Source organism: Pontibacter pudoricolor (assembly GCF_010092985.1).
Taxonomy (GTDB): domain Bacteria; phylum Bacteroidota; class Bacteroidia; order Cytophagales; family Hymenobacteraceae; genus Pontibacter; species Pontibacter pudoricolor.
On sequence record NZ_CP048106.1, the window covers coordinates 2,795,107 to 2,818,975 of the forward strand.

At 40.7% G+C, this 23,869-nt stretch carries 36 protein-coding genes; all 36 read right to left on the minus strand.

All coding sequences use genetic code 11. The annotated features are described in order from the left end of the window. Positions 1–12 precede the first annotated feature (12 nt). The 36 genes from carA to rpoC all read right to left on the minus strand — a co-directional run bounded on the left by carA (position 13) and on the right by rpoC (position 23,789). On the minus strand, positions 13–1,134 hold the full coding sequence (carA, locus tag GSQ66_RS11955) for a glutamine-hydrolyzing carbamoyl-phosphate synthase small subunit (protein WP_162427691.1): 1,122 nt from the start codon (positions 1,132–1,134) through the stop codon (positions 13–15). 74 nt (positions 1,135–1,208) lie between these two features. After that, complete coding sequence (rplQ, locus tag GSQ66_RS11960) at positions 1,209–1,715, minus strand: 50S ribosomal protein L17 (RefSeq protein WP_162427692.1); 507 nt, start codon at positions 1,713–1,715, stop codon at positions 1,209–1,211. Positions 1,716–1,783: 68 nt separating this feature from the next. Continuing rightward, positions 1,784–2,776: a DNA-directed RNA polymerase subunit alpha gene (locus GSQ66_RS11965; protein WP_162427693.1), complete on the minus strand. Its 993-nt coding sequence runs from the start codon at positions 2,774–2,776 to the stop codon at positions 1,784–1,786. A gap of 37 nt (positions 2,777–2,813) precedes the next feature. Continuing rightward, a complete protein-coding gene (gene rpsD / locus GSQ66_RS11970) occupies positions 2,814–3,419 on the minus strand; it encodes a 30S ribosomal protein S4 (protein WP_162427694.1) in 606 nt (201 codons plus the stop codon). A gap of 22 nt (positions 3,420–3,441) precedes the next feature. Beyond that, positions 3,442–3,834 (minus strand): 30S ribosomal protein S11, encoded by a 393-nt coding sequence (gene rpsK / locus GSQ66_RS11975; protein ID WP_137759957.1) that lies wholly within the window; start codon positions 3,832–3,834, stop codon positions 3,442–3,444. 10 nt (positions 3,835–3,844) lie between these two features. Beyond that, positions 3,845–4,222, minus strand: a complete 378-nt coding sequence (gene rpsM, locus GSQ66_RS11980) for a 30S ribosomal protein S13 (protein ID WP_162346230.1) — start codon at positions 4,220–4,222, stop codon at positions 3,845–3,847. Positions 4,223–4,232: 10 nt separating this feature from the next. After that, complete coding sequence (gene rpmJ, locus GSQ66_RS11985) at positions 4,233–4,349, minus strand: 50S ribosomal protein L36 (RefSeq protein ID WP_162427695.1); 117 nt, start codon at positions 4,347–4,349, stop codon at positions 4,233–4,235. 5 nt (positions 4,350–4,354) lie between these two features. Continuing rightward, positions 4,355–4,573 carry a translation initiation factor IF-1 gene (gene infA / locus GSQ66_RS11990; RefSeq protein ID WP_159585173.1) on the minus strand — a complete coding sequence of 73 codons (219 nt, stop codon included), beginning with the start codon at positions 4,571–4,573 and terminating at the stop codon, positions 4,355–4,357. Further along, positions 4,574–5,347, minus strand: coding sequence for a type I methionyl aminopeptidase (gene map, locus GSQ66_RS11995; protein WP_162427696.1), 774 nt, complete (start codon positions 5,345–5,347; stop codon positions 4,574–4,576). It abuts the gene before it with no gap. 3 nt (positions 5,348–5,350) lie between these two features. After that, positions 5,351–6,667, minus strand: coding sequence for a preprotein translocase subunit SecY (gene secY / locus GSQ66_RS12000; RefSeq protein WP_162427697.1), 1,317 nt, complete (start codon positions 6,665–6,667; stop codon positions 5,351–5,353). A gap of 5 nt (positions 6,668–6,672) precedes the next feature. Next, on the minus strand, positions 6,673–7,119 hold the full coding sequence (rplO, locus tag GSQ66_RS12005) for a 50S ribosomal protein L15 (RefSeq protein WP_162427698.1): 447 nt from the start codon (positions 7,117–7,119) through the stop codon (positions 6,673–6,675). A gap of 1 nt (position 7,120) precedes the next feature. Beyond that, complete coding sequence (rpmD, locus tag GSQ66_RS12010) at positions 7,121–7,300, minus strand: 50S ribosomal protein L30 (RefSeq protein WP_238395661.1); 180 nt, start codon at positions 7,298–7,300, stop codon at positions 7,121–7,123. 4 nt (positions 7,301–7,304) lie between these two features. Then, positions 7,305–7,823, minus strand: a complete 519-nt coding sequence (gene rpsE, locus GSQ66_RS12015) for a 30S ribosomal protein S5 (RefSeq protein WP_162427700.1) — start codon at positions 7,821–7,823, stop codon at positions 7,305–7,307. A gap of 6 nt (positions 7,824–7,829) precedes the next feature. Next, positions 7,830–8,180 carry a 50S ribosomal protein L18 gene (rplR, locus tag GSQ66_RS12020; protein WP_162427701.1) on the minus strand — a complete coding sequence of 117 codons (351 nt, stop codon included), beginning with the start codon at positions 8,178–8,180 and terminating at the stop codon, positions 7,830–7,832. An 8-nt stretch (positions 8,181–8,188) separates the two neighbouring features. Next, positions 8,189–8,743, minus strand: a complete 555-nt coding sequence (rplF, locus tag GSQ66_RS12025) for a 50S ribosomal protein L6 (RefSeq protein WP_162427702.1) — start codon at positions 8,741–8,743, stop codon at positions 8,189–8,191. A gap of 15 nt (positions 8,744–8,758) precedes the next feature. Continuing rightward, on the minus strand, positions 8,759–9,157 hold the full coding sequence (gene rpsH, locus GSQ66_RS12030; protein WP_162427703.1) for a 30S ribosomal protein S8: 399 nt from the start codon (positions 9,155–9,157) through the stop codon (positions 8,759–8,761). A gap of 90 nt (positions 9,158–9,247) precedes the next feature. Further along, the gene (rpsN, locus tag GSQ66_RS12035) at positions 9,248–9,517 is read right to left on the minus strand and encodes a 30S ribosomal protein S14 (protein ID WP_162427704.1); all 270 of its coding nucleotides are present in this window, start codon (positions 9,515–9,517) and stop codon (positions 9,248–9,250) included. Between the two features lie 5 nt (positions 9,518–9,522). Then, a complete protein-coding gene (gene rplE, locus GSQ66_RS12040) occupies positions 9,523–10,077 on the minus strand; it encodes a 50S ribosomal protein L5 (protein WP_162427705.1) in 555 nt (184 codons plus the stop codon). A 1-nt stretch (position 10,078) separates the two neighbouring features. After that, on the minus strand, positions 10,079–10,402 hold the full coding sequence (rplX, locus tag GSQ66_RS12045; RefSeq protein WP_162427706.1) for a 50S ribosomal protein L24: 324 nt from the start codon (positions 10,400–10,402) through the stop codon (positions 10,079–10,081). Positions 10,403–10,421: 19 nt separating this feature from the next. Then, on the minus strand, positions 10,422–10,790 hold the full coding sequence (gene rplN, locus GSQ66_RS12050; protein ID WP_162427707.1) for a 50S ribosomal protein L14: 369 nt from the start codon (positions 10,788–10,790) through the stop codon (positions 10,422–10,424). A gap of 1 nt (position 10,791) precedes the next feature. Then, on the minus strand, positions 10,792–11,049 hold the full coding sequence (gene rpsQ, locus GSQ66_RS12055; protein ID WP_162427708.1) for a 30S ribosomal protein S17: 258 nt from the start codon (positions 11,047–11,049) through the stop codon (positions 10,792–10,794). Positions 11,050–11,061: 12 nt separating this feature from the next. Beyond that, on the minus strand, positions 11,062–11,262 hold the full coding sequence (gene rpmC, locus GSQ66_RS12060; RefSeq protein WP_162346216.1) for a 50S ribosomal protein L29: 201 nt from the start codon (positions 11,260–11,262) through the stop codon (positions 11,062–11,064). Positions 11,263–11,266: 4 nt separating this feature from the next. Beyond that, complete coding sequence (gene rplP, locus GSQ66_RS12065) at positions 11,267–11,689, minus strand: 50S ribosomal protein L16 (RefSeq protein ID WP_162427709.1); 423 nt, start codon at positions 11,687–11,689, stop codon at positions 11,267–11,269. A 30-nt stretch (positions 11,690–11,719) separates the two neighbouring features. After that, on the minus strand, positions 11,720–12,490 hold the full coding sequence (gene rpsC, locus GSQ66_RS12070) for a 30S ribosomal protein S3 (protein WP_162427710.1): 771 nt from the start codon (positions 12,488–12,490) through the stop codon (positions 11,720–11,722). 4 nt (positions 12,491–12,494) lie between these two features. Next, the gene (gene rplV, locus GSQ66_RS12075; RefSeq protein WP_162427711.1) at positions 12,495–12,887 is read right to left on the minus strand and encodes a 50S ribosomal protein L22; all 393 of its coding nucleotides are present in this window, start codon (positions 12,885–12,887) and stop codon (positions 12,495–12,497) included. Between the two features lie 2 nt (positions 12,888–12,889). Beyond that, positions 12,890–13,159, minus strand: a complete 270-nt coding sequence (rpsS, locus tag GSQ66_RS12080) for a 30S ribosomal protein S19 (RefSeq protein WP_162429036.1) — start codon at positions 13,157–13,159, stop codon at positions 12,890–12,892. An 11-nt stretch (positions 13,160–13,170) separates the two neighbouring features. Beyond that, complete coding sequence (rplB, locus tag GSQ66_RS12085) at positions 13,171–13,995, minus strand: 50S ribosomal protein L2 (protein WP_162427712.1); 825 nt, start codon at positions 13,993–13,995, stop codon at positions 13,171–13,173. A 10-nt stretch (positions 13,996–14,005) separates the two neighbouring features. Next, a complete protein-coding gene (rplW, locus tag GSQ66_RS12090) occupies positions 14,006–14,293 on the minus strand; it encodes a 50S ribosomal protein L23 (RefSeq protein WP_162427713.1) in 288 nt (95 codons plus the stop codon). Continuing rightward, entirely contained in the window at positions 14,293–14,922 is a 630-nt protein-coding gene (rplD, locus tag GSQ66_RS12095; protein WP_162427714.1) for a 50S ribosomal protein L4, read from the minus strand. The genes rplW and rplD overlap by 1 nt, the downstream gene beginning before the upstream one ends. A gap of 1 nt (position 14,923) precedes the next feature. After that, positions 14,924–15,541, minus strand: a complete 618-nt coding sequence (gene rplC, locus GSQ66_RS12100; protein ID WP_162427715.1) for a 50S ribosomal protein L3 — start codon at positions 15,539–15,541, stop codon at positions 14,924–14,926. A gap of 178 nt (positions 15,542–15,719) precedes the next feature. Beyond that, positions 15,720–16,025 (minus strand): 30S ribosomal protein S10, encoded by a 306-nt coding sequence (gene rpsJ, locus GSQ66_RS12105; protein ID WP_007654312.1) that lies wholly within the window; start codon positions 16,023–16,025, stop codon positions 15,720–15,722. 11 nt (positions 16,026–16,036) lie between these two features. Continuing rightward, complete coding sequence (fusA, locus tag GSQ66_RS12110; RefSeq protein WP_162427716.1) at positions 16,037–18,139, minus strand: elongation factor G; 2,103 nt, start codon at positions 18,137–18,139, stop codon at positions 16,037–16,039. A gap of 3 nt (positions 18,140–18,142) precedes the next feature. After that, positions 18,143–18,610, minus strand: coding sequence for a 30S ribosomal protein S7 (rpsG, locus tag GSQ66_RS12115; RefSeq protein ID WP_162346206.1), 468 nt, complete (start codon positions 18,608–18,610; stop codon positions 18,143–18,145). A gap of 18 nt (positions 18,611–18,628) precedes the next feature. Then, positions 18,629–19,042: a 30S ribosomal protein S12 gene (gene rpsL, locus GSQ66_RS12120; protein ID WP_162427717.1), complete on the minus strand. Its 414-nt coding sequence runs from the start codon at positions 19,040–19,042 to the stop codon at positions 18,629–18,631. Positions 19,043–19,146: 104 nt separating this feature from the next. After that, entirely contained in the window at positions 19,147–19,464 is a 318-nt protein-coding gene (locus GSQ66_RS12125; RefSeq protein WP_162427718.1) for a DUF3467 domain-containing protein, read from the minus strand. An 8-nt stretch (positions 19,465–19,472) separates the two neighbouring features. Next, entirely contained in the window at positions 19,473–23,789 is a 4,317-nt protein-coding gene (rpoC, locus tag GSQ66_RS12130) for a DNA-directed RNA polymerase subunit beta' (RefSeq protein ID WP_162427719.1), read from the minus strand. Between the last annotated feature and the right edge of the window lie 80 nt (positions 23,790–23,869).

The window sequence follows — 23,869 nt, forward strand, 5'->3', positions numbered from 1 at the left end:
AGTTGTTTTGATCTATAGTTTTACTTGATTTTTACTTTGCTCTAATAATGCCACGAAGTCATCAAACAGGTATTCAGAATCGTGTGGCCCCGGCGAAGACTCCGGGTGATATTGCACTGAGAAAGCTGGCTTTGTTTTCATACGCATCCCCTCAATGGTATTATCATTCAGGTTAATGTGCGTAACTTCCACATCCGGGTGATTTCTCACCTGTTCAGCATCTACCACAAAACCATGGTTCTGGCTCGTGATTTCACTTCGTCCCGTAATCAGGTTTTTAACAGGATGGTTTAAGCCCCTATGCCCATTGTGCATTTTATAAGTAGCAATTCCGTTTGCATGCGCCAGTATCTGGTGTCCCATGCAAATACCAAACATTGGTTTAGACTTAGCCAGTATCTGTTTTACACTGTCAACCGCATCTTTCGTAGCGGCAGGGTCACCAGGACCGTTCGAAATAAAATAGCCATCCGGGTTCCACTTCTCCATTTCTTCAAAGGGAGTGTTATAAGGGAATACTTTAACCTCACAGCCGCGTTGCATAAAATTATGCAGGCTATTACGCTTTACTCCAAGGTCAAGCACGGCAACTCTAAATTTAACATCTTCCGGCTTCAGATCATAAGTTTCAGGAGTACTTACCCTTGACGAAAGCTCTAATCCAGCCATGGATGGTACTTCAGCCAGTCTCTTACGCAGCTCGTCAATATCTGTTATCTCCGACGAAACTATAGCATTCATTGCACCTTTGTCCCGAATATGACGAACCAGCGCACGTGTATCAATTTCACAAATACCTACAATCCCGGCCTTTTCAAAGTATTCCTGTAAAGAACCTTCAGCTTTTTTTCTGGAATAATGATGGGAGAAGTCCTTACAAACTAAGGCACTAATCTGTACTCTGTCAGATTCTACTTCATCGTGTTGCACTCCATAGTTGCCAACATGAGATACAGTATTAACTACTACCTGACCATAGTAAGACGGGTCTGTAAATATTTCCTGGTATCCAGTCATACCGGTATTAAAGCAAAGCTCTCCACCGGATGTTCCAATTCTGCCTAAGCTCTTTCCTTTGTAGATCGTACCATCTTCTAATAAAAGAATGGCTTCTGTAGCGGTATGTTTTTTCATCTTAAGATTTTTACAAAAATAAAAAAGGGACACGACTTACGTCATGTCCCTTTAAAATATTTCAAAGAATCAGCTTATTCAGCATCTTTTGACTCTTCTGCAGTTGCATCAGTTTCAGCTGCTTTAGTAGCTTCAGCAGCACCTTCAGCTTTCTTCTTAGCACCACCAGCACGACGACGTGTTTTCTTCGCACCTGCTGCACCAGTTGATGCTAGCATATCCTCGTTGTAATCTACAAGCTCGATAACACACATTTCTGCGTTGTCACCAAGACGAAGACCTGTTTTAAGGATACGCGTGTAACCACCTGGTCTGTTAGCGATCTTTGCTGATACTTCATCAAAAAGCTCCTTCACAGCTTCCTTCTCCTGAAGGTAAGCAAATACAGTTCTTCTTGAATGTGTAGTATCGTTCTTAGATTTTGTAAGAAGAGGCTCAACATACTTACGCAATGCTTTAGCCTTAGCTACTGTAGTAGAAAGACGCTTGTGCAGGATAAGGGAAGCAGCCATGTTTGACAGCATCGCCTTACGGTGAGCAGCAGTTCTTCCTAAATGATTAATTTTTTTACCGTGTCTCATTATTTTGAATTGTGCACGGGCATACCGTCGATCAACCTATATGGGATCGGGAATTATGCCGTAAGTTATTATTCTTCTTCTAATTTATATTTAGAAAGATCCATCCCGAAGGTCAGCCCTTTCTCCTGAACCAGATTCTCTAGCTCAGTAAGCGATTTCTTACCAAAGTTACGGAATTTCATCATGTCAGAGATATCCAGTTGTACCAGATCTCCAAGTGTTCTGATATCCGCAGCCTTTAAGCAGTTGTAAGCTCTAACTGATAGATCCATATCCTGAAGTGGAGTCTTCAGAACTTTGCGCATATGCAGCAGTTCTTCGTCAACAACTTCTTCTTCTTCTGGCTTAGCAGTTTCGAAGGTCATGGTATTATCAGAGAAAAGCATAAAGTGCTGAATTAGTATATTCGCAGCTCCTTTAAGAGCATCTTCCGGATGTATAGATCCGTCAGTCTGAATATCTAACAGAAGCTTTTCGTAGTCAGTCTTTTGCTCAACACGTGTATTTTCAACACTAAACTTCACGTTTTTAATTGGCGTAAAGATTGAGTCTATTGAAATAAGACCGAAAACCTGGTCAGCAGCCGGCTTATTCTCATCGGCAGGTACGTACCCACGGCCCTTCTGAATGGTAAGCTCAACTTCTAATGAAAGATTCTTATCCAGGTTGCAAATCACCAGCTCAGGGTTTAATACTTCAAAGCTTGAAGTAAATTTGCTGATATCGCCGGCAAAGAAAGTATCTGCACCATTGATTGTTACTGTGATCTTATCGTCGATAACTTCGCTGATCTTCTTGAAGCGAACCATTTTAAGGTTCAGGATGATGTCAGAAACATCCTGCACCACACCTTCAACTGATGAAAACTCGTGCAGTACACCAGGAATGCGAACGCTAGTAATAGCATAACCTTCCAGAGAAGAAAGCAAAATTCTGCGTAGCGCATTACCGATGGTTACACCGTAACCTTTTTCAAGCGGCTTGAATTCAAATAAACCATGAAAGTCGTCGGCTTTTTCCATTACAACTTTCTCTGGCATTTGAAATGCTAATATTGACATACTTGCAGTGTTAAAGGTTAAAAATTGATTATGTTGCTTACTTAGAGTAAAGCTCAACGATTAGCTGTTCCTGAATTTTCTCAGGTATCTGGTCGCGCTGTGGCACAGCTATAAACTTGCCAGCCATTTCACTACCATCCCACTCTAACCATCCGAAAGCTCTGGCATTACGAACAGTCAGGCTGTTTGTAATAGCTTCCAAAGATTTGGACTTCTCTCTAACCGCTACAACGTCACCAACTTTTAAGCTATATGAAGGTATGTTAACGATATTACCATTAACCGTAATGTGCTTGTGAAGCACTAACTGGCGTGCTGCTCTTCTTGTTGGAGCAACGCCAAGACGGTAAACAGTGTTATCCAATCTTGATTCAAGTAGGCTTAGTAACTCTTCACCTGTAACACCACTCTTACGAGCTGCTTTCTCGAACAGATTAGCAAATTGCTTCTCCAGCAAACCGTAAATAAACTTAGCCTTCTGCTTCTCAGTCAGCTGAATAGAATATTCAGATTGCTTTTTACGACGACCACGGCCGTGCATCCCTGGAGGATATGCTTTCTTTTTTAATGCTTTGCTTGGGCCGAAAATCTCTTCGTTAAACTTTCTTGAGATTTTGCTTTTTGGACCAGTATATCTTGCCATTTTATTTAATCTACTTTAAAAATTAAACTCTTCTGCGTTTAGGAGGACGACATCCGTTGTGTGGTAGAGGAGTAACATCCTTAATAGTTGTTACTTCGATACCTGAATTTTGCACAGTACGGATAGCGGACTCTCTACCTGCGCCAGGACCTTTAACAAAAACTTCAGCTTTACGCATACCCAGGTCATAAGCAACCTTTGCGCAATCTGAAGCTGCCATCTGTGCAGCGTAAGGAGTGTTCTTTTTAGAACCTTTAAAACCCATTTTACCAGCAGAAGCCCAAGATATTACTTGACCTGCATTGTTGGTTACTGAGATAATAATATTATTGAAAGAAGCTTTAATGTGTACTTGGCCAGTTGCTTCTACAACTACGACACGCTTTTTAGCTTTATCTTTTCTTTTCTGAGCCATGATCAATTAATTATTTAGAAGCTTTCTTCTTGTTTGCAACTGTCTTACGCTTACCTTTTCTCGTACGAGAGTTATTTTTGGTACGCTGTCCACGAACTGGTAGACCTTTACGGTGTCTTAAACCACGGTAGCAACCGATATCAAGAAGACGCTTAATGTGCAACTGAACTTCAGATCTTAAAACACCTTCAGTCTTGTGCTCAGAAGCAATAATATTTCTGATCTCATTGGACTCATCTTCAGTCCAGTCTTTCACCTTTTTGTCAAGATCCACCCCGGCTTTGGTTAAGATAGATTTTGAAAGATTGCGGCCTATACCAAAGATATAGGTTAAAGCGATCTCTCCTCTTTTGTTATCCGGAATATCTACTCCTGCTATTCTTGCCATACTTATTTAATTATCCTTGTCTTTGTTTATATCTTGGATTCTTTTTGTTGATTACATAAAGCTTTCCATTGCGGCGGATAACCTTGCAATCCACACTTCTCTTTTTAACTGATGCTTTAACTTTCATTGTATTTATTTATATCGATAAACAATCCGACCTTTTGTTAAATCATAAGGAGACATCTCCAGCTTCACTTTATCTCCCGGAAGGATCTTAATGTAATTCATTCTCATCTTTCCAGAGATGTGAGCAATTAACTGATGCCCGTTTTCAAGTTCAACACGAAACATAGCATTTGATAATGCTTCTACAATTGTCCCGTCCTGTTCTATAGATGACTGCTTGGCCATTTATAAGTTTTTAGCTTTTTCTATATAATCAAAAGTAGTTAATACTTCTGCTTTACCTTTTCTTATTACTACCGTATGCTCAAAATGAGCTGAAGGTTTTTTATCTCTTGTTCTTATAGTCCAACCATCTTCCTCCTGAACAACATTTCTTGTTCCCAGATTCACCATTGGCTCAATTGCAAGGACAAGACCTTCCTGTAGTTTAATTCCCTGCCCCTTCTTTCCATAATTCGGAACTTCAGGAGCTTCATGTAAATTCCGGCCAACTCCGTGTCCGACTAACTCTCTCACTACACTGAAACCGTTTGCTTCAGCATGCTGCTGTATAGCATGGCTAATGTCACCTAGCCTGTTACCAACTATAGCTTTATCAATTCCTTTTTGCAGACTTTCCTTTGTAACCTCAAGAAGTTTTTTTACCTCTTCGGAAACATTGCCGACAGCATGTGTGTAAGCGGAGTCACTATGGAACCCTTTATAAAAAACACCAGCGTCAACTGAAATAATATCTCCGTCTCTTAATTGGTGCTTTCCTGGAAAACCATGAACAACTACAGCATTAGGTGAAATACATAAACTATAAGGGAAACCATTATAGTTCAAAAAAGAAGGTTGTGCTCCGTGGTCTTTTATAAACTCTTCCGCTCTTTTATCAAGCTCCGCGGTTGTAATACCCTCTTTTATAATAGAAGCTATTTCGCCATGGGCTTTGCCTAATATCAAAGCACCTTGACGAATTAGCTCAATTTCTTCTTCAGTTTTGTAAAAAATCATTTATTAAGATACCATCGCTATATTCTCAGTCCTGCCTCTTAGTTTGCCTGACTTCATCATGCCATCATAATGGCGCATCAGCAGGTAACTTTCAATTTGTTGAAGAGTGTCGAGAACAACACCAACCATAATAATAAGAGAAGTACCACCGAAAAACTGAGAGAACTCTCTTGTTATCCCAAACAACATTGCAATTGCAGGAAAGATCGCTACTAGCGCTAGATAAATAGCACCTGGCAGAGTAATTCTAGTTAAAATAGCATCGATATATTCTGAAGTAGCACGGCCTGGCTTAACACCTGGTATAAACCCACCACTTCTTTTTAAATCATCCGCTATCCTGTTAGGATCTACGCTGATAGCAGTATAGAAATAAGTAAATACTAAAATTAGTAAACCAAAAACTAAATTATACTGCCAAGACGTAAAGTCAGAAAAAGTAGATCCAATATAATTCGCAGTCTCACTTGTATCAGCCCACATTCCAGCTATCATAGATGGCAGGAACATTAAAGACTGAGCAAAGATGATAGGCATAACACCTGCTGCATTCACCTTTAGAGGTATAAACTGGCGCTGACCGCTATATAAAGAATTGCCGCCAACCTGCTTAGCATATTGTACAGGTATCCTTCTGATAGCTTGAGTCAGCATTATCACAGACATTACAACAAAGAACAAAACTCCTAATTCAAACAGGAATAACAGAGCGCCATTAAGTTGCTTTGACAAAAATTCTGCAGCTATTGCTCCAGGGAATCTTGATACGATACCGATCATGATAAGCATGGATATACCATTACCTATCCCTTTATCAGTTATTTTTTCACCTAACCACATACAGAAGATTGTACCCGCTGTGAGTACGATCATTGATGTGATGGTAAATAATGTTGTGTTAATTGCTATTGCCTCACTATTTATAGTGGCAACGAAGCCTACCGCCTGTGCCAAGGTAATAACAATGGTAAGAACTCGGGTAATCTGGTTGATTTTCTTTCGACCAGATTCACCCTCCTTCTGCATTTTTTGAAAATAAGGAACAGCGATAGTTAACAGCTGTAATACGATCGAAGCCGATATATATGGCATTATACCTAATGCAAAGATGGATGCATTACTAAATGCACCACCTAAAAAAGTATCTAACAACCCGAATAAACCGGCCGTATTAGCTTTTAATTGATTAGGATCAACACCAGGAAGAACAACATAAGAACCAAGTCTGAATATTGCTATAAAACCGATTGTATTGAGTATTCTAACTCGTAGATCATCAATAGCAAATATGTTCTTTATTGTTGTTAAAAACTTCTTCATACCTATTAGATAGCTACTGTTTTACCGCCTGCTTTTTCAATTGTTGTTGTAGCTGTCTGAGAGAAAGCATGGGCGTGAACCTCAATCGCTTTATTTAACTCACCTCTACCTAATACTTTTACTTTATCGTTTTTAGAAACAAGTCCATGAGCTTTGAAGAAATCAAAGTTAAGAACAGTTTCTCCTGTGCTCTCAGCTAATGACTGAAGAACATCTAAGTTGATACCTTTGTATTCAACTCTGTTTATGTTCTTGAAGCCATACTTAGGAACACGTCTCTGAAGTGGCATCTGACCACCTTCAAATCCTGATTTCTGCGAATAGCCTGAACGAGACTTCGCACCCTTGTGACCTCTAGTAGAGGTACCACCTCTACCAGATCCGGTACCACGGCCAAGTCTTTTTCTAGACTTTACAGCTCCTTCAGCAGGTTGTAATGAATGTAAATACATTTTATTGTTCTTTTACTACGATCAAATTCTGAACTTTATTAACCATACCAGCAATCTGTGGTGTATACTCAACAGTTACTGATTTATTGATTTTTCCTAATCCTAAAGCCTGGATTGTCAGCTTTTGGTTCTTAGGTCTGTCAATAATGCTTTTAACTTGTGTGATAGTTACTTTCGCCATGACATTAACCATTAAATACTTTCTGTAAATTAACACCTCTTTGCTGTGCAACAGCTAATGGATCACGCATTTTTGCTAAAGCATCAAAAGTAGCCTTCACCACGTTATGTGGATTAGATGATCCTTTTGATTTGCAAAGTACGTCTTTTATACCAGCACTTTCAAGTACTGCACGCATAGCACCACCAGCAATAACACCTGTACCAGGTGCAGCTGGTCTAACCAGTACATAACCACCTGAGTATTTGCCTTCCATTGAATGTGGAACAGTGTGATGATATAAAGGAACTTTTACTAAGTTTTTCTTAGCATCATCAATGCCCTTAGCAATCGCATCAGTTACTTCGTTAGCTTTACCTAAACCGTAACCTACAACTCCGTTCCCGTCACCAACAACAACTATAGCAGCGAAGCTAAATCTTCTACCACCTTTTACTACTTTGGCAACTCGGTTAATAGCTACTACTCTCTCCTTTAATTCGATTTCGCTAGCCTTTACACTACGTATATTGTTCTTCAACATAATATTTTAGAATTTAAGGCCAGCTTCCCTAGCACCTTCAGCCAATGATTTTACTTTACCATGATACAGGTAGCCAGATCTATCGAATACTACTTGCGTAATACCTTTTTCCAGGGCTTTAGAAGCTATTTCTTTACCTACTTTAGTAGCAGTTTCAACATTAGCCTTCGCAGCATCATCTAATTTAGCTGAGGATGCAGCAGCAAGTGTTACTCCTGCAACATCATCAATAATCTGTGCATAAATTACACGATTACTTCTGAAGACAGACAGCCTTGGTCTTTCAGACGTACCAGCTATCTTTCTTCTGATGCTTTTCTTAATTCTTGATCTTCTTTGTACTTTATTAGCAGACATGATGATGATTATTTAGATGCTGTCTTACCAGCTTTTCTTCTTACAACTTCACCAACAAATCGGATACCTTTTCCTTTATAAGGTTCAACCTTACGCAGTGATCTGATTTTTGCAGCCACCTGGCCTAAAAGCTGCTTGTCATTACTTTCTAAAGTAACAACCGGAGCTTTACCTTTTTCTGTAACAGCATTAACTGATACTTCAGCAGGAAGTGCAACGAATATGTTGTGTGAATAACCTAATGAAAGCTCAAGTACCTGACCTTGAACAGATGCTTTAAAACCAACACCCACAAGCTCAAGCTGCTCTTTATAACCTTCACTTACACCAATGATCATGTTGTTGATCAATGATCTGTAAAGGCCATGCATAGCTTTATGACGCTTCTGCTCTGTTGGTCTTTCAACGATGATTTGATTATCTTCTGTTTTTACAATGATATCAGCATCAACAGCAGTAGTTAAAGAGCCTTTCGGTCCTTTTATAGTCACTACGTTCTTATCATCAACTGATATTTCTGTATTGCTTGGCAGAGTGATTGGCAATTTTCCTATACGTGACATTGTCTCTCCTCCTGATTAATAAACAAAACATAATACTTCACCACCAATATTCTGCGTGCGTGCTTCCTTGTCAGTCATTACGCCTTTAGAAGTTGAAACGATGGCTACACCTAATCCATTCAATACGCGTGGAAGCTCATCACCTCCCACGTATTTACGAAGCCCTGGCTTGCTAATTCTCTCTAACTTAACAATCGCAGACTGTTTAGTAGAAGGATTATACTTCAGAGCTATTTTAATGGTACCCTGTACAGCTGAGTCTTCAAACTTGTAACTTTGAATATACCCTTTATCGTACAGTACTTTTGTTATTTCCTTTTTGATTTTGCTAGATGGTATTTCAACTATGCGGTGGTTCGCTTTTATAGCGTTACGCACTCTAGTTAAATAATCTGCTATTGGATCTGAGTTCATTATGAATGACTTAAATAATGATCGCTTTTTTATAAGCGAGCCGCAAAGATAATTATTTTTTCTTTATCTATTATATAGATAATGGAAAAATTACCAGCTCGACTTTGTTACACCTGGTATTTTACCTGCAAGAGCAAGCTCTCTGAACGTTACGCGTGATATTCCGAATTTTCTCATGTATCCACGTGGTCTGCCAGTTAGTTTGCATCTGTTGTGCAATCTGATAGGAGATGCGTTCTTAGGTAGTTTATCTAAGCCTTCATAATCTCCTTTTGCTTTAAGCTCAGCTCTTTTAGCAGCATATTTTGCTACCATTTTCTGTCTTTTAAGCTCTCTTGCTTTTACTGCTTCTTTCGCCATTGCTGTTACTTTTTAATGTTTGTGAAAGGCATACCAAAAGCTTTCAATAGCTCATAACTTTCTTCATCAGTATTAGCTGTTGTAACAAAAGTTATGTCCATACCACTTATGGATTTAATCTTGTCAATGCTGATCTCTGGGAAAATGATCTGCTCTTTAATACCTAAGGTATAGTTACCTCTTCCATCAAAGCCTTTATCATTTACTCCTCTGAAGTCACGTACACGTGGCAGAGCGATCGTAAGAAGTCTGTCCAGGAATTCATACATCTTCTGACCTCTCAGTGTAACACGAGCTCCAATCGGCATACCTTCACGAAGCTTAAAGTTCGATACAGATTTCTTTGCTATAGTTGCAACTGCCCTCTGACCAGTAATAGTCGTTAGCTCATCTACACCAATATCAACTAGCTTCTTATCAGCAACTGCAGCACCAATACCTCTGTTAATAGAGATCTTAGTAATCTTTGGCACCTGCATAACGTTCTTGTACTGGAACTTTTCTCTCAGGGCAGGAATTACTTCTGCCTGGTATTTTTCTTTAAATCTTGAAGTTGCCATATTAGATTACTTCTCCTGTCTTTTTAGAGTAACGTTCAGTTTTACCCGCGCTGTTCTTTCTATTGGCAGTCTTGGTTTTTTCACCAGTTTTTGGATCTACCAAAGTTACATTGCTCGCATGAATTGGAGCTTCAACTTTAGAAATACCGCCCTGAGGATTTTTAGCGCTTGGTTTCGTATGCTTCGTTACCAGGTTTAATCCTTCTATTACTACTTTATTTTTATCTGTTAAAACAGATGTGATACGGCCTGTCTTACCGCGTTCGTCACCAGCAATTACTTTTACCGTATCGCCAGTCTTAACATGAAGTTTTTTCTTATTCATCTTTACTGAGAATTAGGATTTATAGAACTTCAGGCGCAAGTGAAACGATTTTCATGAATTGTTTTTCACGAAGTTCACGAGCTACTGGACCAAAAATACGCGTACCGCGTGGTTCATTGTTCGCATTCAGCAGAACAGCAGCATTATCGTCGAAACGTATATAAGAACCATCTTTTCTTCTGATTTCTTTTTTCGTTCTAACAATAACAGCTTTAGAAACTGTTCCCTTCTTAATATTTCCAGAGGATAAGGCAGACTTTACAGTTACAACAATACGATCTCCGATTGAAGCGTATTTCTTTCCTGTTCCACCAAGGACACGGATGCAAAGAACTTCTTTAGCACCACTGTTGTCAGCTACAGTTAATCTTGATTCTTGCTGTATCATCTTACTTAGCTCTTTCTATGATTTCAACTAAACGCCAGTTCTTGTTCTTGCTAAGCGGACGAGTTTCCTGAATACGTACCGTATCACCGATATTGCACTCATTTTTCTCATCATGTGCCATGAACTTATTGGACTTGCTTACAAACTTCCCGTAGATCGGGTGTTTCATTTTGCTCTCAACAAGCACAGTGATAGATTTGTCCATCTTGTTGCTAACAACCTTACCACTTCTTTCTTTTCTAAGATTTCTCTCTTCCATTTTATTTAAGTATTAAGAGTTAGCTTCAATTTCACGACGACGCAACTCTGTATTCAGACGTGCAATCGTTGCTTTAGACTCACGGATTTTCATTGGGTTTTCCAACGGAGATATGGCATGAGCAAAACGAAGGTTCTGCATGTTGGTCTTCTCAGTGTTAAGCTTCTCTTGTAGTTCCTCTAAAGACAAAGCTTTTATTTCTGAATTTTTCATATTACTACTTCTCAACGTAATCTCTACGTACTACAAACTTTGTTTTAACAGGTAACTTCTGCGCTGCTAATCTCAGTGATTCTTTTGCAACTTCTAAAGTAACACCATCAGATTCAAACATGATTGTACCTGGCTTTACAACGGCTACCCAATACTCAGGCGAACCTTTACCTTTACCCATACGAACCTCTGCAGGCTTCTTGGTAATTGGCTTGTCTGGAAATATTCTGATCCAAACCTGGCCTTCACGTTTCATTGCTCTTGTCATCGCGATACGAGCTGCCTCTATCTGGCGGCTGGTGATCCAAGATGCTTCAAGAGATTTTATTGCAAATGATCCGAATGAAATGGTGCTTCCTCTGTGAGCAAGTCCAGTCACACGACCTTTCTGCATTTTTCTATATTTAGTCCTTTTCGGCTGTAACATTTTCTAAAACTTAATAATGTTAGCAATCAATTACTGACGACGCTTGTTATCTCTGCGTTTCGGAGCACCACCGTCTGTTTTCTTACGGTTGCCTCCTCCTGCATTGCGTCTGTCACCTCCCTGAGAAGATCCTGGTCCTTTGCTTTCTAAACCAGCGTTAGGAGTTAGATCTTTCTTTCCATAAACTTCACCTCTGAAGATCCACACTTTTATTCCTAGCTTACCGTAAACGGTCTGAGCTTCAGATAAAGCATAATCAATATCAGCACGAAGTGTATGTAGTGGAGTTCTACCTTCTTTGTAGTGCTCTGTACGTGCCATTTCAGCACCGCCTAAACGACCTGATACCTGCACTTTGATACCTTCAGCACCTACGCGTAAAGCCGAAGCAATTGCCTGCTTCATTGCGCGACGGAAAGAGATACGTGCCTGTAACTGCTGGGCAATAGACTCACCTACCAGTTTAGCATCTAACTCAGGACGCTTAATTTCAAAAATGTTGATTTGAACATCTTTGTTTGTAAGCTTCTTAAGTTCTTCTTTAATCTTATCTACTTCCTGACCACCTTTACCAATCACAACGCCTGGACGGGCTGTATTGATTGTGATAGTGATACGCTTAAGTGTTCTTTCGATTATTATTTTAGAAATACCACCTTTAGGGATACGAGCTAAAATATATTTTCTGATTTTCTCGTCTTCAACAAGCTTCTCAGCGAAATCTTTGCCGCCATACCAGTTAGAATCCCAACCTTTGATAACTCCTAGGCGAAAACCGATCGGATTTACTTTCTGTCCCATATTCTTACTTATTGGCTTTTTTAGATTTCTTTGATTTTTGCTCAAGTTGCTCTTCAGTCATGCTGTCTATTACCAGAGTAACATGATTTGATCTCTTTCTGATGCGGTAACCACGGCCCTGTGGAGCTGGACGAAGACGCTTTAACATCTTTCCTTCATCTACAAAGATTGATTTAACATACAGATTCGCATCTTCTATCTGAGCATCTTCATTTTTCTGCTGCCAGTTTGATAAAGCAGATAAAAGAAGTTTCTCTAATCTTGCTGCACCTGAATTTGGCTCAAACTTAAGGATACCTAAGGCTTTTGCTACGCTCTTTCCGCGTATTATATCGGCCACTAATCTCATCTTGCGTGGAGATGTAGGCACATTATTTAATTTAGCTACTGCTTCCATGGTTATCGCTTGCCTTTATCTTTTTTAGCTATGTGACCTCTAAAGTTTCTTGTTGGTGCAAATTCACCAAGCTTATGACCTACCATGTTTTCAGTTACATACACCGGAATAAATTTATTACCGTTATGCACTGCAAAGGTATGTCCAACGAAATCAGGAGAAATCATTGATCTGCGCGACCACGTTTTGATAACCGTCTTCTTGCCGGCATCGTTCATCGCAACTACTTTCTTCTCGAGCCTATAGTCAATATAAGGCCCTTTTTTAATGATCTAGCCATTTATTATTTCTTTCCTCTATTAACTATTAACTTCTCAGAAAACTTGTTCTTATTTCTGGTCTTAAGACCTTTTGCGTATAAGCCTTTACGTGAGCGAGGGTGACCACCTGAAGACTTACCTTCACCACCACCCATTGGGTGATCTACCGGGTTCATCGCAACACCACGCACTCTTGGACGTCTGCCCATCCATCTGTTTCTACCTGCTTTACCCAGTTTCACATTCATGTGATCTGAGTTAGAAACAGTTCCCACAGTGGCGTAGCATACAACAAGTACCATTCTCAATTCGCCTGATGGCAATTTGATTGTAGCGTATCTGCCTTCACGAGCTACTAACTGTGCGTATGAACCTGCACTTCTAGCCAAGATAGCTCCCTGGCCAGGCTGTAACTCGATGTTGTGAATAATTGTACCTAGAGGAATATCAGATAAAGGAAGGCAGTTACCAATCTCAGGTGCATTACCTGGACCTGAAATGATAACAGAACCTACTTCGATACCAGTTGGAGCTATAATGTAGCTCTTCTCACCGTCAGCATAAAATACTAATGCAATACGGGCCGTACGGTTTGGATCGTACTCAATTGATTTCACAGTAGCAGGCACGCCATGCTTGGTTCTTTTGAAATCAATCATTCTGTACTTACGCTTATGACCACCGCCCAAATAGCGCATAGTCATTTTACCTTGGTTGTTACGCCCACCAGATTTTTTTAATGGTGCCAACAAAGATTTTTCAGGAGCAGATGCCGTTACTTCGTCGAAGGCTGGCGCTACTCTAAATCTTTGACCTGGTGTTGTTGGTCTTAACTTTTTTAAAGCCATTTCTGATTAATTATATTCCGCTATAAAAATCTATCATTTCACCTTCTTTCAAGGTTACTATCGCTTTCTTGATCAGGGAAGTACGACCAGTCACAGATCCGGACTTTGTATATTTGGTCTTTACTTTACCTATTGATCTCATGGTGGCAACGTTAGTTACAGTTACACCATAAAGCTTTTCTACTGCCTTTTTGATTTCTACTTTATTGGCTTTTTTCTCAACCTCAAAAGCATACTTTCCTACTTCGTTCATGGCAGTGTATTTTTCCGTCACAAGCGGTCTTTTAAGTACGTTCATTACTTATTGCTTAAGAGGTTTTCGATAATATTTACTGACTCTTCTACTAACACAACACGCTCAGCATTCAGCAGGTCATATGTGTTAAGATCCGCAGCAGTTGCCACTTTTACTTTAGGAATATTTCTTCCTGAAAGCACTATGTTTTCATTTGCTGCTGGAATAACGAACAATGTTTTACCAGTAGATTTGATATTGTTAAGGATTGCAATAAAATCTTTAGTCTTCGGCGCCTCTAAAGAGAACGATTCTACTAAGGCAACTTTATTGTCTTTTGCCAGAAGGGAAAGAGCAGATACTCTTGCCACTGTTTTAAGCTTCTTGTTCAGCTTAAAGCTATAGTTTCTAGGCTTTGGACCGAAAACTCTACCGCCACCTACAAAAACAGGAGACTTTATGCTACCAGCTCTGGCACCACCGGTACCTTTTTGCTTTTTGATCTTTTTGGTAGATCCAGCAACTTCGTTTCTCTCCTTTGATTTATGCGTTCCTTGTCTTTGATTAGCCAAGTACTGTTTCACGTCAAGATACATTGCATGCTGATTCGGCTCAGCGCCAAACACAGCATCAGAAAGAGCGATCTTTCTACCTGTATCTTCACCTTTTATATTCAATACAGAAAGCTCCATTTTATTTCTCGATTAAAACGTAAGAGTTCTTGGCACCTGGAACAGAGCCACTAACTACTAAAAGATTTTTATCAGCGATTACTCGCATGATTGTCAGGTTTTGGATTGTAACTCTGTTACCACCTGTTCTTCCTGCCATTCGCATTCCTTTGAATACTCTTGATGGCCAAGAACAAGCACCAATTGAACCTGGGTGTCTAGCCCTGTTGTGCTGACCGTGTGTTTGACCACCAACACCGGCAAATCCGTGACGCTTTACAACGCCTTGGAAACCTTTACCTTTTGATGTTCCTACAACGTCAACAAATTCCCCTTCAATGAATAGGTTGGCATCAACCACATCTCCTGCATTCAATGACACACCTTCTGTATCAAATTCTGCAACCTTTTTCTTAGGAGCCGTATTAGTTTTCTTGTAGTGACCTGCTTCCGCTTTAGTTACTCTCTTTAACTTCTTGTCACCGAAGCCAAGCTGTACTGCAGCATAGCCATCGTTTTCTACCGTCTTCACCTGAGTAACAACACACGGTCCTGCTTGAATAAGCGTTACTGGTATGTTTTTACCATCTGGTGTGAAGAGGCTTGTCATTCCGATTTTTTTACCGATAATTCCAGGCATTCAACTTGTTTTTTTAGATGGATATAATAATATTACCCCTCAGCTATAGCTAAGGGAGTGCAAAGTTAAGAAAATTTAATCTCTCTTTACAACTCTTCTGTAAAATATTCTTAATCAGCCTATAAAAAAGAGAACCATAGTGATATGGTTCTCTTTTTTTATTCTTTTAATGTACTTATCAAACTTTGATCTCTACATCAACACCACTTGGTAATTCTAGTTTCATTAACGCATCTACAGTTTTAGAGCTTGTTGAATAGATATCAACCAGTCTTTTGTAAGTGCACAGCTGGAACTGCTCACGTGACTTCTTGTTTACGTGTGGAGAGCGAAGAACAGTGAATTTATCTTTCTCTGTAGGAAGTGGAATTGGACCACTAACTATAGCACCTGTTGCTTTTACTGCTTTAACGATCTTCTCAGATGACTTATCAACTAAATTGTGATCGTAAGATTTTAATTTAATTCTTATTTTCTGATTCATTTTTGTAACAACTATTTAGCTGACGTTCCTTTAATTTTGGCGATAATGCCATCTGCTAAGTTCTGAGGTACTTGCTCATAATGAGCAAATGTTAGAGAAGCTGTAGCTCTACCTGATGTAATAGTACGAAGGTCGGTAACATAACCGAAAAGTTCTGATAAAGGAACATCTGCTTTAACTACAGTTGATGTACCTTTTGTATCCATACCTTTCATAATACCTCTTCTTCTGTTCAAGTCACCAGTTACAGGACCTGTGTACTCATCTGGAGTAACAACATCAACCGCCATGATAGGCTCTAGAAGTTTAGGAGCACACTGCTTACCTGCCTCTTTGAAACCTTGACGAGCTGCTAATTCAAATGATAATGAGTCAGAGTCAACATCGTGGAATGAACCATGGAACAGACGCACTTTCATCGAGTCGATTGGGAAGCCTGCCAGGATACCATTCTTCATTGCTTCTTCGAAACCTTTCTGAACAGCTGGAATGAATTCTCTTGGAATCACACCACCTACAATTGCATTCTCAAACTCAAGTCCCTGCTTACCATCTTCGCGTGGTCCCATTGTGAACACGATATCAGCAAACTTACCACGACCACCTGACTGCTTCTTGAACACTTCTCTGTGCTCAACAGTTTTCGTGATTGCTTCTTTGTAAGCTACTTGTGGTGCACCCTGGTTCAACTCAACTTTGAACTCACGCTTCATACGATCTATAATGATCTCAAGGTGTAGTTCACCCATTCCACGAAGAATAGTTTGTCCAGTCTCTTCATCAGTATTAACCTGTAGTGTTGGATCTTCTTCAACAAGTTTGGCAATAGCCATACCCATTTTATCAGAGTCAGCCTGAGTTTTTGGCTCAATAGCATATCCAATTACCGGTTCAGGGAAATCCATTGATTCAAGAACTATCTTATGTCCTTGCTCACAAAGTGTATCCCCTGTCTTGATATCTTTAAATCCTACAACTGCTGCAATATCACCAGCTTCCAGTCTTTCGATCTGGTTCTGCTTATTTGCATGCATCTGGAAGATACGAGAGATCCGTTCTTTATTATTTGACCTAGTGTTATACACATAAGATCCTGCTTCAAGCACACCTGAGTACGCTCTCACAAAGCACAAACGGCCTACATAAGGGTCTGTTGCGATCTTAAATGCAAGTCCTGCGAATGGTTCTGCTGCACTTGGCTTGCGAGCTATTTCGTTGCCTGTATCAGGATCAGTACCAATAATGCTTTCTTTATCCATCGGAGATGGTAATAAAGCCATCACATAGTCTAGCATCGTCTGTACACCTTTGTTCTTGAAAGAAGAACCACAAAGCATTGGAACGATAGCCATATCTATAGTTGCAGCGCGAAGAGCTGTAAGAATTTCAGCTTCTGTTATTGACGCAGGATCTTCGAAGTATTTCTCCATTAATCTTTCGTCATAGTCAGCTACTGCTTCCAGAAGTTTCTCTCTGTATTCCTCAGCTTCTTCCAACATATCATCCGGAATCGGCACTTCAGTAAAGGTCATGCCTTTATCGGATTCATTCCAAACTATACCTCGGAAGTTAACTAGGTCAACTACGCCTCTGAAATTATCTTCTGAACCAATTGGTAATTGAAGTGCTACGGCATTGCTACCAAGCATTTCTTTCACTTGCTTACATACAGCAAGGAAATCGGCACCAGAACGGTCCATTTTGTTTACGAAACCAAGACGAGCAACTTTATAGTTGTCAGCAAGACGCCAGTTTGTTTCAGACTGAGGCTCAACACCATCAACAGCTGAAAACAGGAACACCAGACCATCCAATACGCGAAGTGAACGGTTTACTTCCACTGTAAAGTCAACGTGACCCGGTGTGTCAATAATGTTGATATGGTAGTCGTTACCTCTGTATGGCCAGTTAACTGTTACCGCTGCAGATGTAATGGTAATACCACGCTCCTGCTCCTGCTCCATCCAGTCGGTAGTTGCAGAACCTTCGTGCGTTTCACCTAACTTGTGTGATTTACCAGTGTAATAAAGAATACGCTCAGTCGTAGTGGTTTTACCGGCATCGATGTGCGCGGCTATACCGATATTTCTGGTATATTTTAAGTCTCTTGCCATTTACTAGAATCTAAAGTGTGAGAATGCTTTGTTGGCTTCCGCCATTCTGTGCGTATCGTCTTTTTTCTTAACGGCAGCACCTTCACCTTTAGCAGCTGCAATAATTTCACCTGCTAATTTATCCTTCATCGTCTTCTCACCTCTCTTGCGTGAGTAGGAAATCATCCATTTGATTCCCAGAGATACTCTGCGGTCCGGACGAACCTCAGTCGGCACTTGGAAAGTAGCTCCTCCAACACGACGGCTTTTCACTTCTACACTTGGCATGATGTTATTCAATGCTTTTTTCCAAGTTTCAAGTCCGTTCTCTTTTGTTCTTTGCTCTACTAGATCTACAGCATCATAGAAAATTCCATAAGCAACGCTTTTCTTGCCATCCACCATCAGGTAGTTTACAAAACGTGTTACTAATGTCTCTTTGTATTTTGGATCTGGAAGGAGAATTCTACTCTTCGGCTTTGCTTTTCTCATTGTATTAAACGCTATTAATTATTTCTTTTTACCTTTTCCGGCAGCCGCTGGAGCTTGACCTGGCTTAGGTCTCTTAGCACCGTATTTAGAACGGGACTGCAGACGACCATTTACACCTGCGGTATCCAATGCACCACGAACGATGTGGTAACGAACACCCGGAAGGTCTTTTACTCTACCACCTCTGATGAGAACAATAGAGTGTTCCTGTAGGTTGTGACCTTCACCTGGTATGTAAGCGTTAACTTCCTTACCATTTGTTAATCTTACCCTTGCAACTTTACGCATTGCAGAGTTTGGTTTCTTTGGCGTAGTTGTGTACACTCTTGTGCATACACCACGTCGCTGAGGGCATGCATCCAAGGCAGGAGACTTAGAATTATAAGTCAGTTTCTCTCTACCTTTTCTTACTAATTGCTGTATAGTAGGCATTTACAATCTGTTAATTATAGATTTATCCAATTTCAATTTCGGACTGCAAAGGTATAAAATTCACTTTGCAATTTCAAAATTTTAATTTATTAATTATTAGCACCTTATGCTTCGCCAACTGTCCCTCCGAAGTTCATCGGGAAAGATGGTGCTTCATTTGCCTGCTTTATTTCGCCAAAGCTATTTTCATATTTCTTGATGTTATCAGCCAGAGCTGCTAATAATCTTTTAGCATGCTCTGGGGTGATAACAACTCTTGATTTAACTTTTGCTTTTGGCAAACCTGGCATCAGTCGAATAAAATCAATAACAAATTCGCTGCTGGAATGAGCGATCATGGCAAGATTTGCATATTGCCCTTCTGCTACTTCTTCCGTTAACTCAATGTTAATTTGATTCTGGTTCTGCTGTTCTTCTGCCATGGTTCTATTTATTTATTCTGTAATGCTTGCTGCTTTGATTTAGCTGTAGCTTTCTTAGATTCTGTAAGTGAATCGTATTCTTCCTGGCTACCAACGATCAGTTTCTGATACTCTTTCAAGCCTGTACCAGCCGGGATCAGGTGACCAACAATTACGTTCTCTTTCAGCCCCAGCAGCTCATCTGCTTTACCTTTTATAGCTGCTTCGCTCAGTACTTTTGTAGTTTCCTGGAATGATGCTGCTGAGATAAAGCTTTGTGTACCTAATGAAGCCTGTGTGATACCTTGTAACGTTGGACGAGAAACAGCCGGAGATGCATCTCTTACGGTTACTAATCTCAGGTCACGACGCTTCAGGCTAGAGTTCTCATCACGTAAACGACGTGCTGTTACTATCTGACCTGGTTTCATCGTTGCAGAGTCACCAGATTCTTCAACAACCTTCATATCAATGATGCGGTCGTTCTCTTCCATGAACAGGATCTTATCAACCACCTGGTGCTCAAGGAAGCTGGTATCACCCGGATCAAGTATTACTACTTTCTGCATCATTTGGCGAACTACAACTTCAATGTGCTTATCATTGATCTTCACACCTTGTAAGCGGTATACTTCCTGAATCTCATTTACCAGGTACTCTTGTACTGCACCTGGTCCCTGAATATTCAGGATATCTGTTGGCGTGATAGCACCATCTGATAACGGCATACCTGCTCTCACGAAGTCATTGTCCTGAACAAGGATGTGCTTGGATAGAGGCACCATGTATTTCTTCTTCACTCCGTCTTTTGACTCAATGAAGATTTCACGGTTACCACGCTTCACGCTACCATACGTTACAACACCATCAATTTCTGACACAACTGCCGGGTTAGATGGGTTACGCGCTTCAAACAATTCTGTAACACGTGGAAGACCACCTGTGATATCGCGTGTTTTACCGATAGCGCGAGGGATCTTTACTAGTATCTGACCTGCTTTGATTTTCTCACCATCCTCAACTACGATGTGTGCACCTACCGGAATGTTGTAACCTTTCGGCTCACCACTCTTAGGGTTTACAAGTATAGCTGGGTTTTGGGTCTTATCCTTTGTATCGATAATAACCTTCTCACGGTAACCTGTCTGCTCATCTGATTCTTCACGATATGTGATACCCTCAATGATCGACTCATAACCAACGTTACCATCAAACTCTGAAAGTATAACCGCGTTATATGGATCCCAGCTACAGATATTGTCTCCCTTCTCTACAAGCTGTCCATCATTAGCAGTCAGGAATGAACCATAAGGAACGTGGTTGCTGATGAATAATTTACCTGTATTAGGATCAACTATTTTCACCTCACCTGAACGACCCATTACTACTTTTACTGGCTCACCTTCGTTGTTGATCGTGTCTATAGTTCGCACGTCTTCATACTCGATTTTACCAGCAAATTTCGCTTTTATAGTTGCCTCTACTGCAATGTTAGATGCCGTACCACCCACGTGGAATGTACGAAGTGTAAGCTGTGTTCCAGGCTCACCTATTGACTGAGCTGCAATTACACCTACTGCTTCACCTTTCTGCACCATAAATCCTGTTGCCAGGTTACGGCCGTAGCATTTAGCACAGATACCACGCTTAGACTCACAAGTAAGTACTGAACGGATCTCAACAAATTCAATCGCTGTGTTCTCAATGTCACGGGCAACTTCTTCTGTGATCTCTGAACCAGACTCAACTATAAGGTTGTTCGTGATCGGATCATAAACATCGTGTACAGTTACACGACCCAGGATACGCTCAGAAAGTGATTCAACGATATCTTCGTTATCCTTAAGCGCACTTACTTCCAAACCACGTAAAGTACCGCAGTCTTCCTCATTCACAATCACGTCCTGCGAAACGTCTACCAAACGACGAGTCAGGTAACCAGCATCTGCAGTTTTAAGCGCTGTATCGGCAAGACCTTTACGGGCACCGTGAGTAGAGATGAAGTACTCGATTACATCCAGACCTTCCTTAAAGTTAGAAAGGATCGGGTTTTCGATAATCTCACCAACGGAGCCTTGCAATGATTTCTGAGGCTTAGCCATCAGACCTCTCATACCACCCAGCTGACGAATCTGCTCTCTTGAACCACGGGCTCCTGAGTGCATCATCATGAAGATAGAGTTAAAGCCCTGATCTTCATTTTCAAGACGGCGCATCAACGTTTCAGTGATCTGGTTGTTGATACGTGTCCAGATGTCAATAACCTGGTTGTAACGTTCGTTGTCAGTGATCAGACCCATAGAGTAGTTTTGCCATACAGCATCTACATCTTTTTTAGCTTGCTCAACAAGTATTTCTTTCTCCGCCGGAATGTTAATATCACCAAGACCCATTGACAGACCACCCTTATAGGCAGACTGGAATCCAAGTGTTTTGATATCATCCAGGAAGTGAGCTGTACGAGCCATACCTGTTTCTTTGAACACGCGAGAAATTACCTGCTGAAGCTTTTTCTTCGTCAGTAACTCATCAATGTATCCAACTTCAACTGGTACAAACTGATTGAATAATACACGACCAGCTACAGTTTCAGTTAATTTATTTACGATCTGGCCGCTTTCATCTTTAATATTTACACGCACCTTAATATGTGCATGCTTTGAAAGACGCCCTTCGTTTATAGCAATAATAACTTCTTCAGGAGAATAGAAGCTCATGCCCTCTCCTTTGATAGTTTCAGTTTCTGTGCTACGCTTTCCTTTGGTTACATAGTATAAACCAAGAACCATGTCCTGAGAAGGTACTGCAATTGGAGCACCGTTAGCAGGGTTCAGGATGTTATGCGAAGCAAGCATTAGCATAGAGGCTTCCAGGATTGCTGCAGGTCCAAGTGGAACGTGCACCGCCATCTGGTCACCGTCAAAGTCGGCGTTGAACGCAGTACACACTAATGGGTGTAACTGGATTGCTTTACCTTCGATCAGTTTTGGCTGGAATGCCTGGATACCAAGTCTGTGTAGCGTAGGAGCACGGTTAAGGAGTACTGGGTGGCCTTTCAGCACATTCTCCAGGATATCCCAAACAACAGGGTCCTTACGATCAACTATTTTCTTAGCAGACTTTACAGTTTTAACTATACCTCTTTCGATCAGCTTGCGGATAATGAACGGCTTGAAAAGCTCAGCTGCCATGTTCTTAGGCAGACCGCACTCATGCAGCTTCAGTTCAGGACCAACTACAATTACTGAACGGCCAGAGTAGTCAACACGCTTACCAAGCAAGTTCTGACGGAAACGTCCCTGCTTACCTTTCAGCATATCTGAAAGTGATTTCAGCGCACGGTTACCTTCTGCACGAACAGCGTTCACTTTACGTGAGTTGTCGAACAGGGAGTCAACTGCTTCCTGTAACATACGCTTCTCATTACGAAGAATAACTTCAGGAGCTTTGATCTCAATAAGACGCTTCAAACGGTTGTTACGGATAATAACACGTCTGTAAAGGTCGTTCAAGTCAGAAGTAGCGAAACGGCCACCATCCAACGGAACTAACGGACGAAGCTCTGGCGGAATAACAGGCACCATGCGGATGATCATCCACTCAGGTCTGTTTTCAATTCTTGTTGCAGCATCACGGAACGCTTCAACTACACGAAGACGCTTTAACGCTTCAGCTTTACGCTGTTGCGAAGTTTCGTGCGCGGCAGCATGACGAAGCTCGTAAGACAGGTCATCAAGGTTCGTACGCTCCAATAACATCTGTAATGACTCGGCACCCATTTTCGCGATAAACTTGTTTGGATCATTGTTGTCCAACATCTGGTTCTCGCGTGGAAGCTTATCAATCATATCCAGGTATTCATCTTCTGTCAGGAAGTCTAGTGTGTTCACACCATCCTCTGCCAAAATACCTGGCTGAATAACTACATATCTTTCGTAATAGATGATCTGGTCAAGCTTCTTTGTTGGTAAGCCTAACAGATATCCGATTTTGTTTGGAAGAGATTTGAAGTACCAGATATGCGCTACAGGAACAACAAGCTCAATATGGCCCATACGCTCACGACGCACTTTTTTCTCAGTAACTTCTACACCGCAACGGTCGCAGATGATACCTTTATATCTGATTCTCTTATACTTTCCGCAGTGGCATTCCCAGTCCTTAACAGGTCCGAATATTCTTTCGCAGAATAATCCGCCCATTTCAGGCTTATAGGTTCTATAATTTATGGTCTCAGGCTTTACTACCTCTCCGTTAGAACGCTCCAGAATCGACTCTGGAGAAGCTAAGCTTATCGTTACTTTGGAGAAGTCCTGAGTTAACTTTTTGGTTTTTGCAAATGCCATATTATTCTAATAATATCGATACAACTTATTTGCCTTACAGCTATCTGTATTATAAAGAGAGTTAAGCGCTCCGAATATTT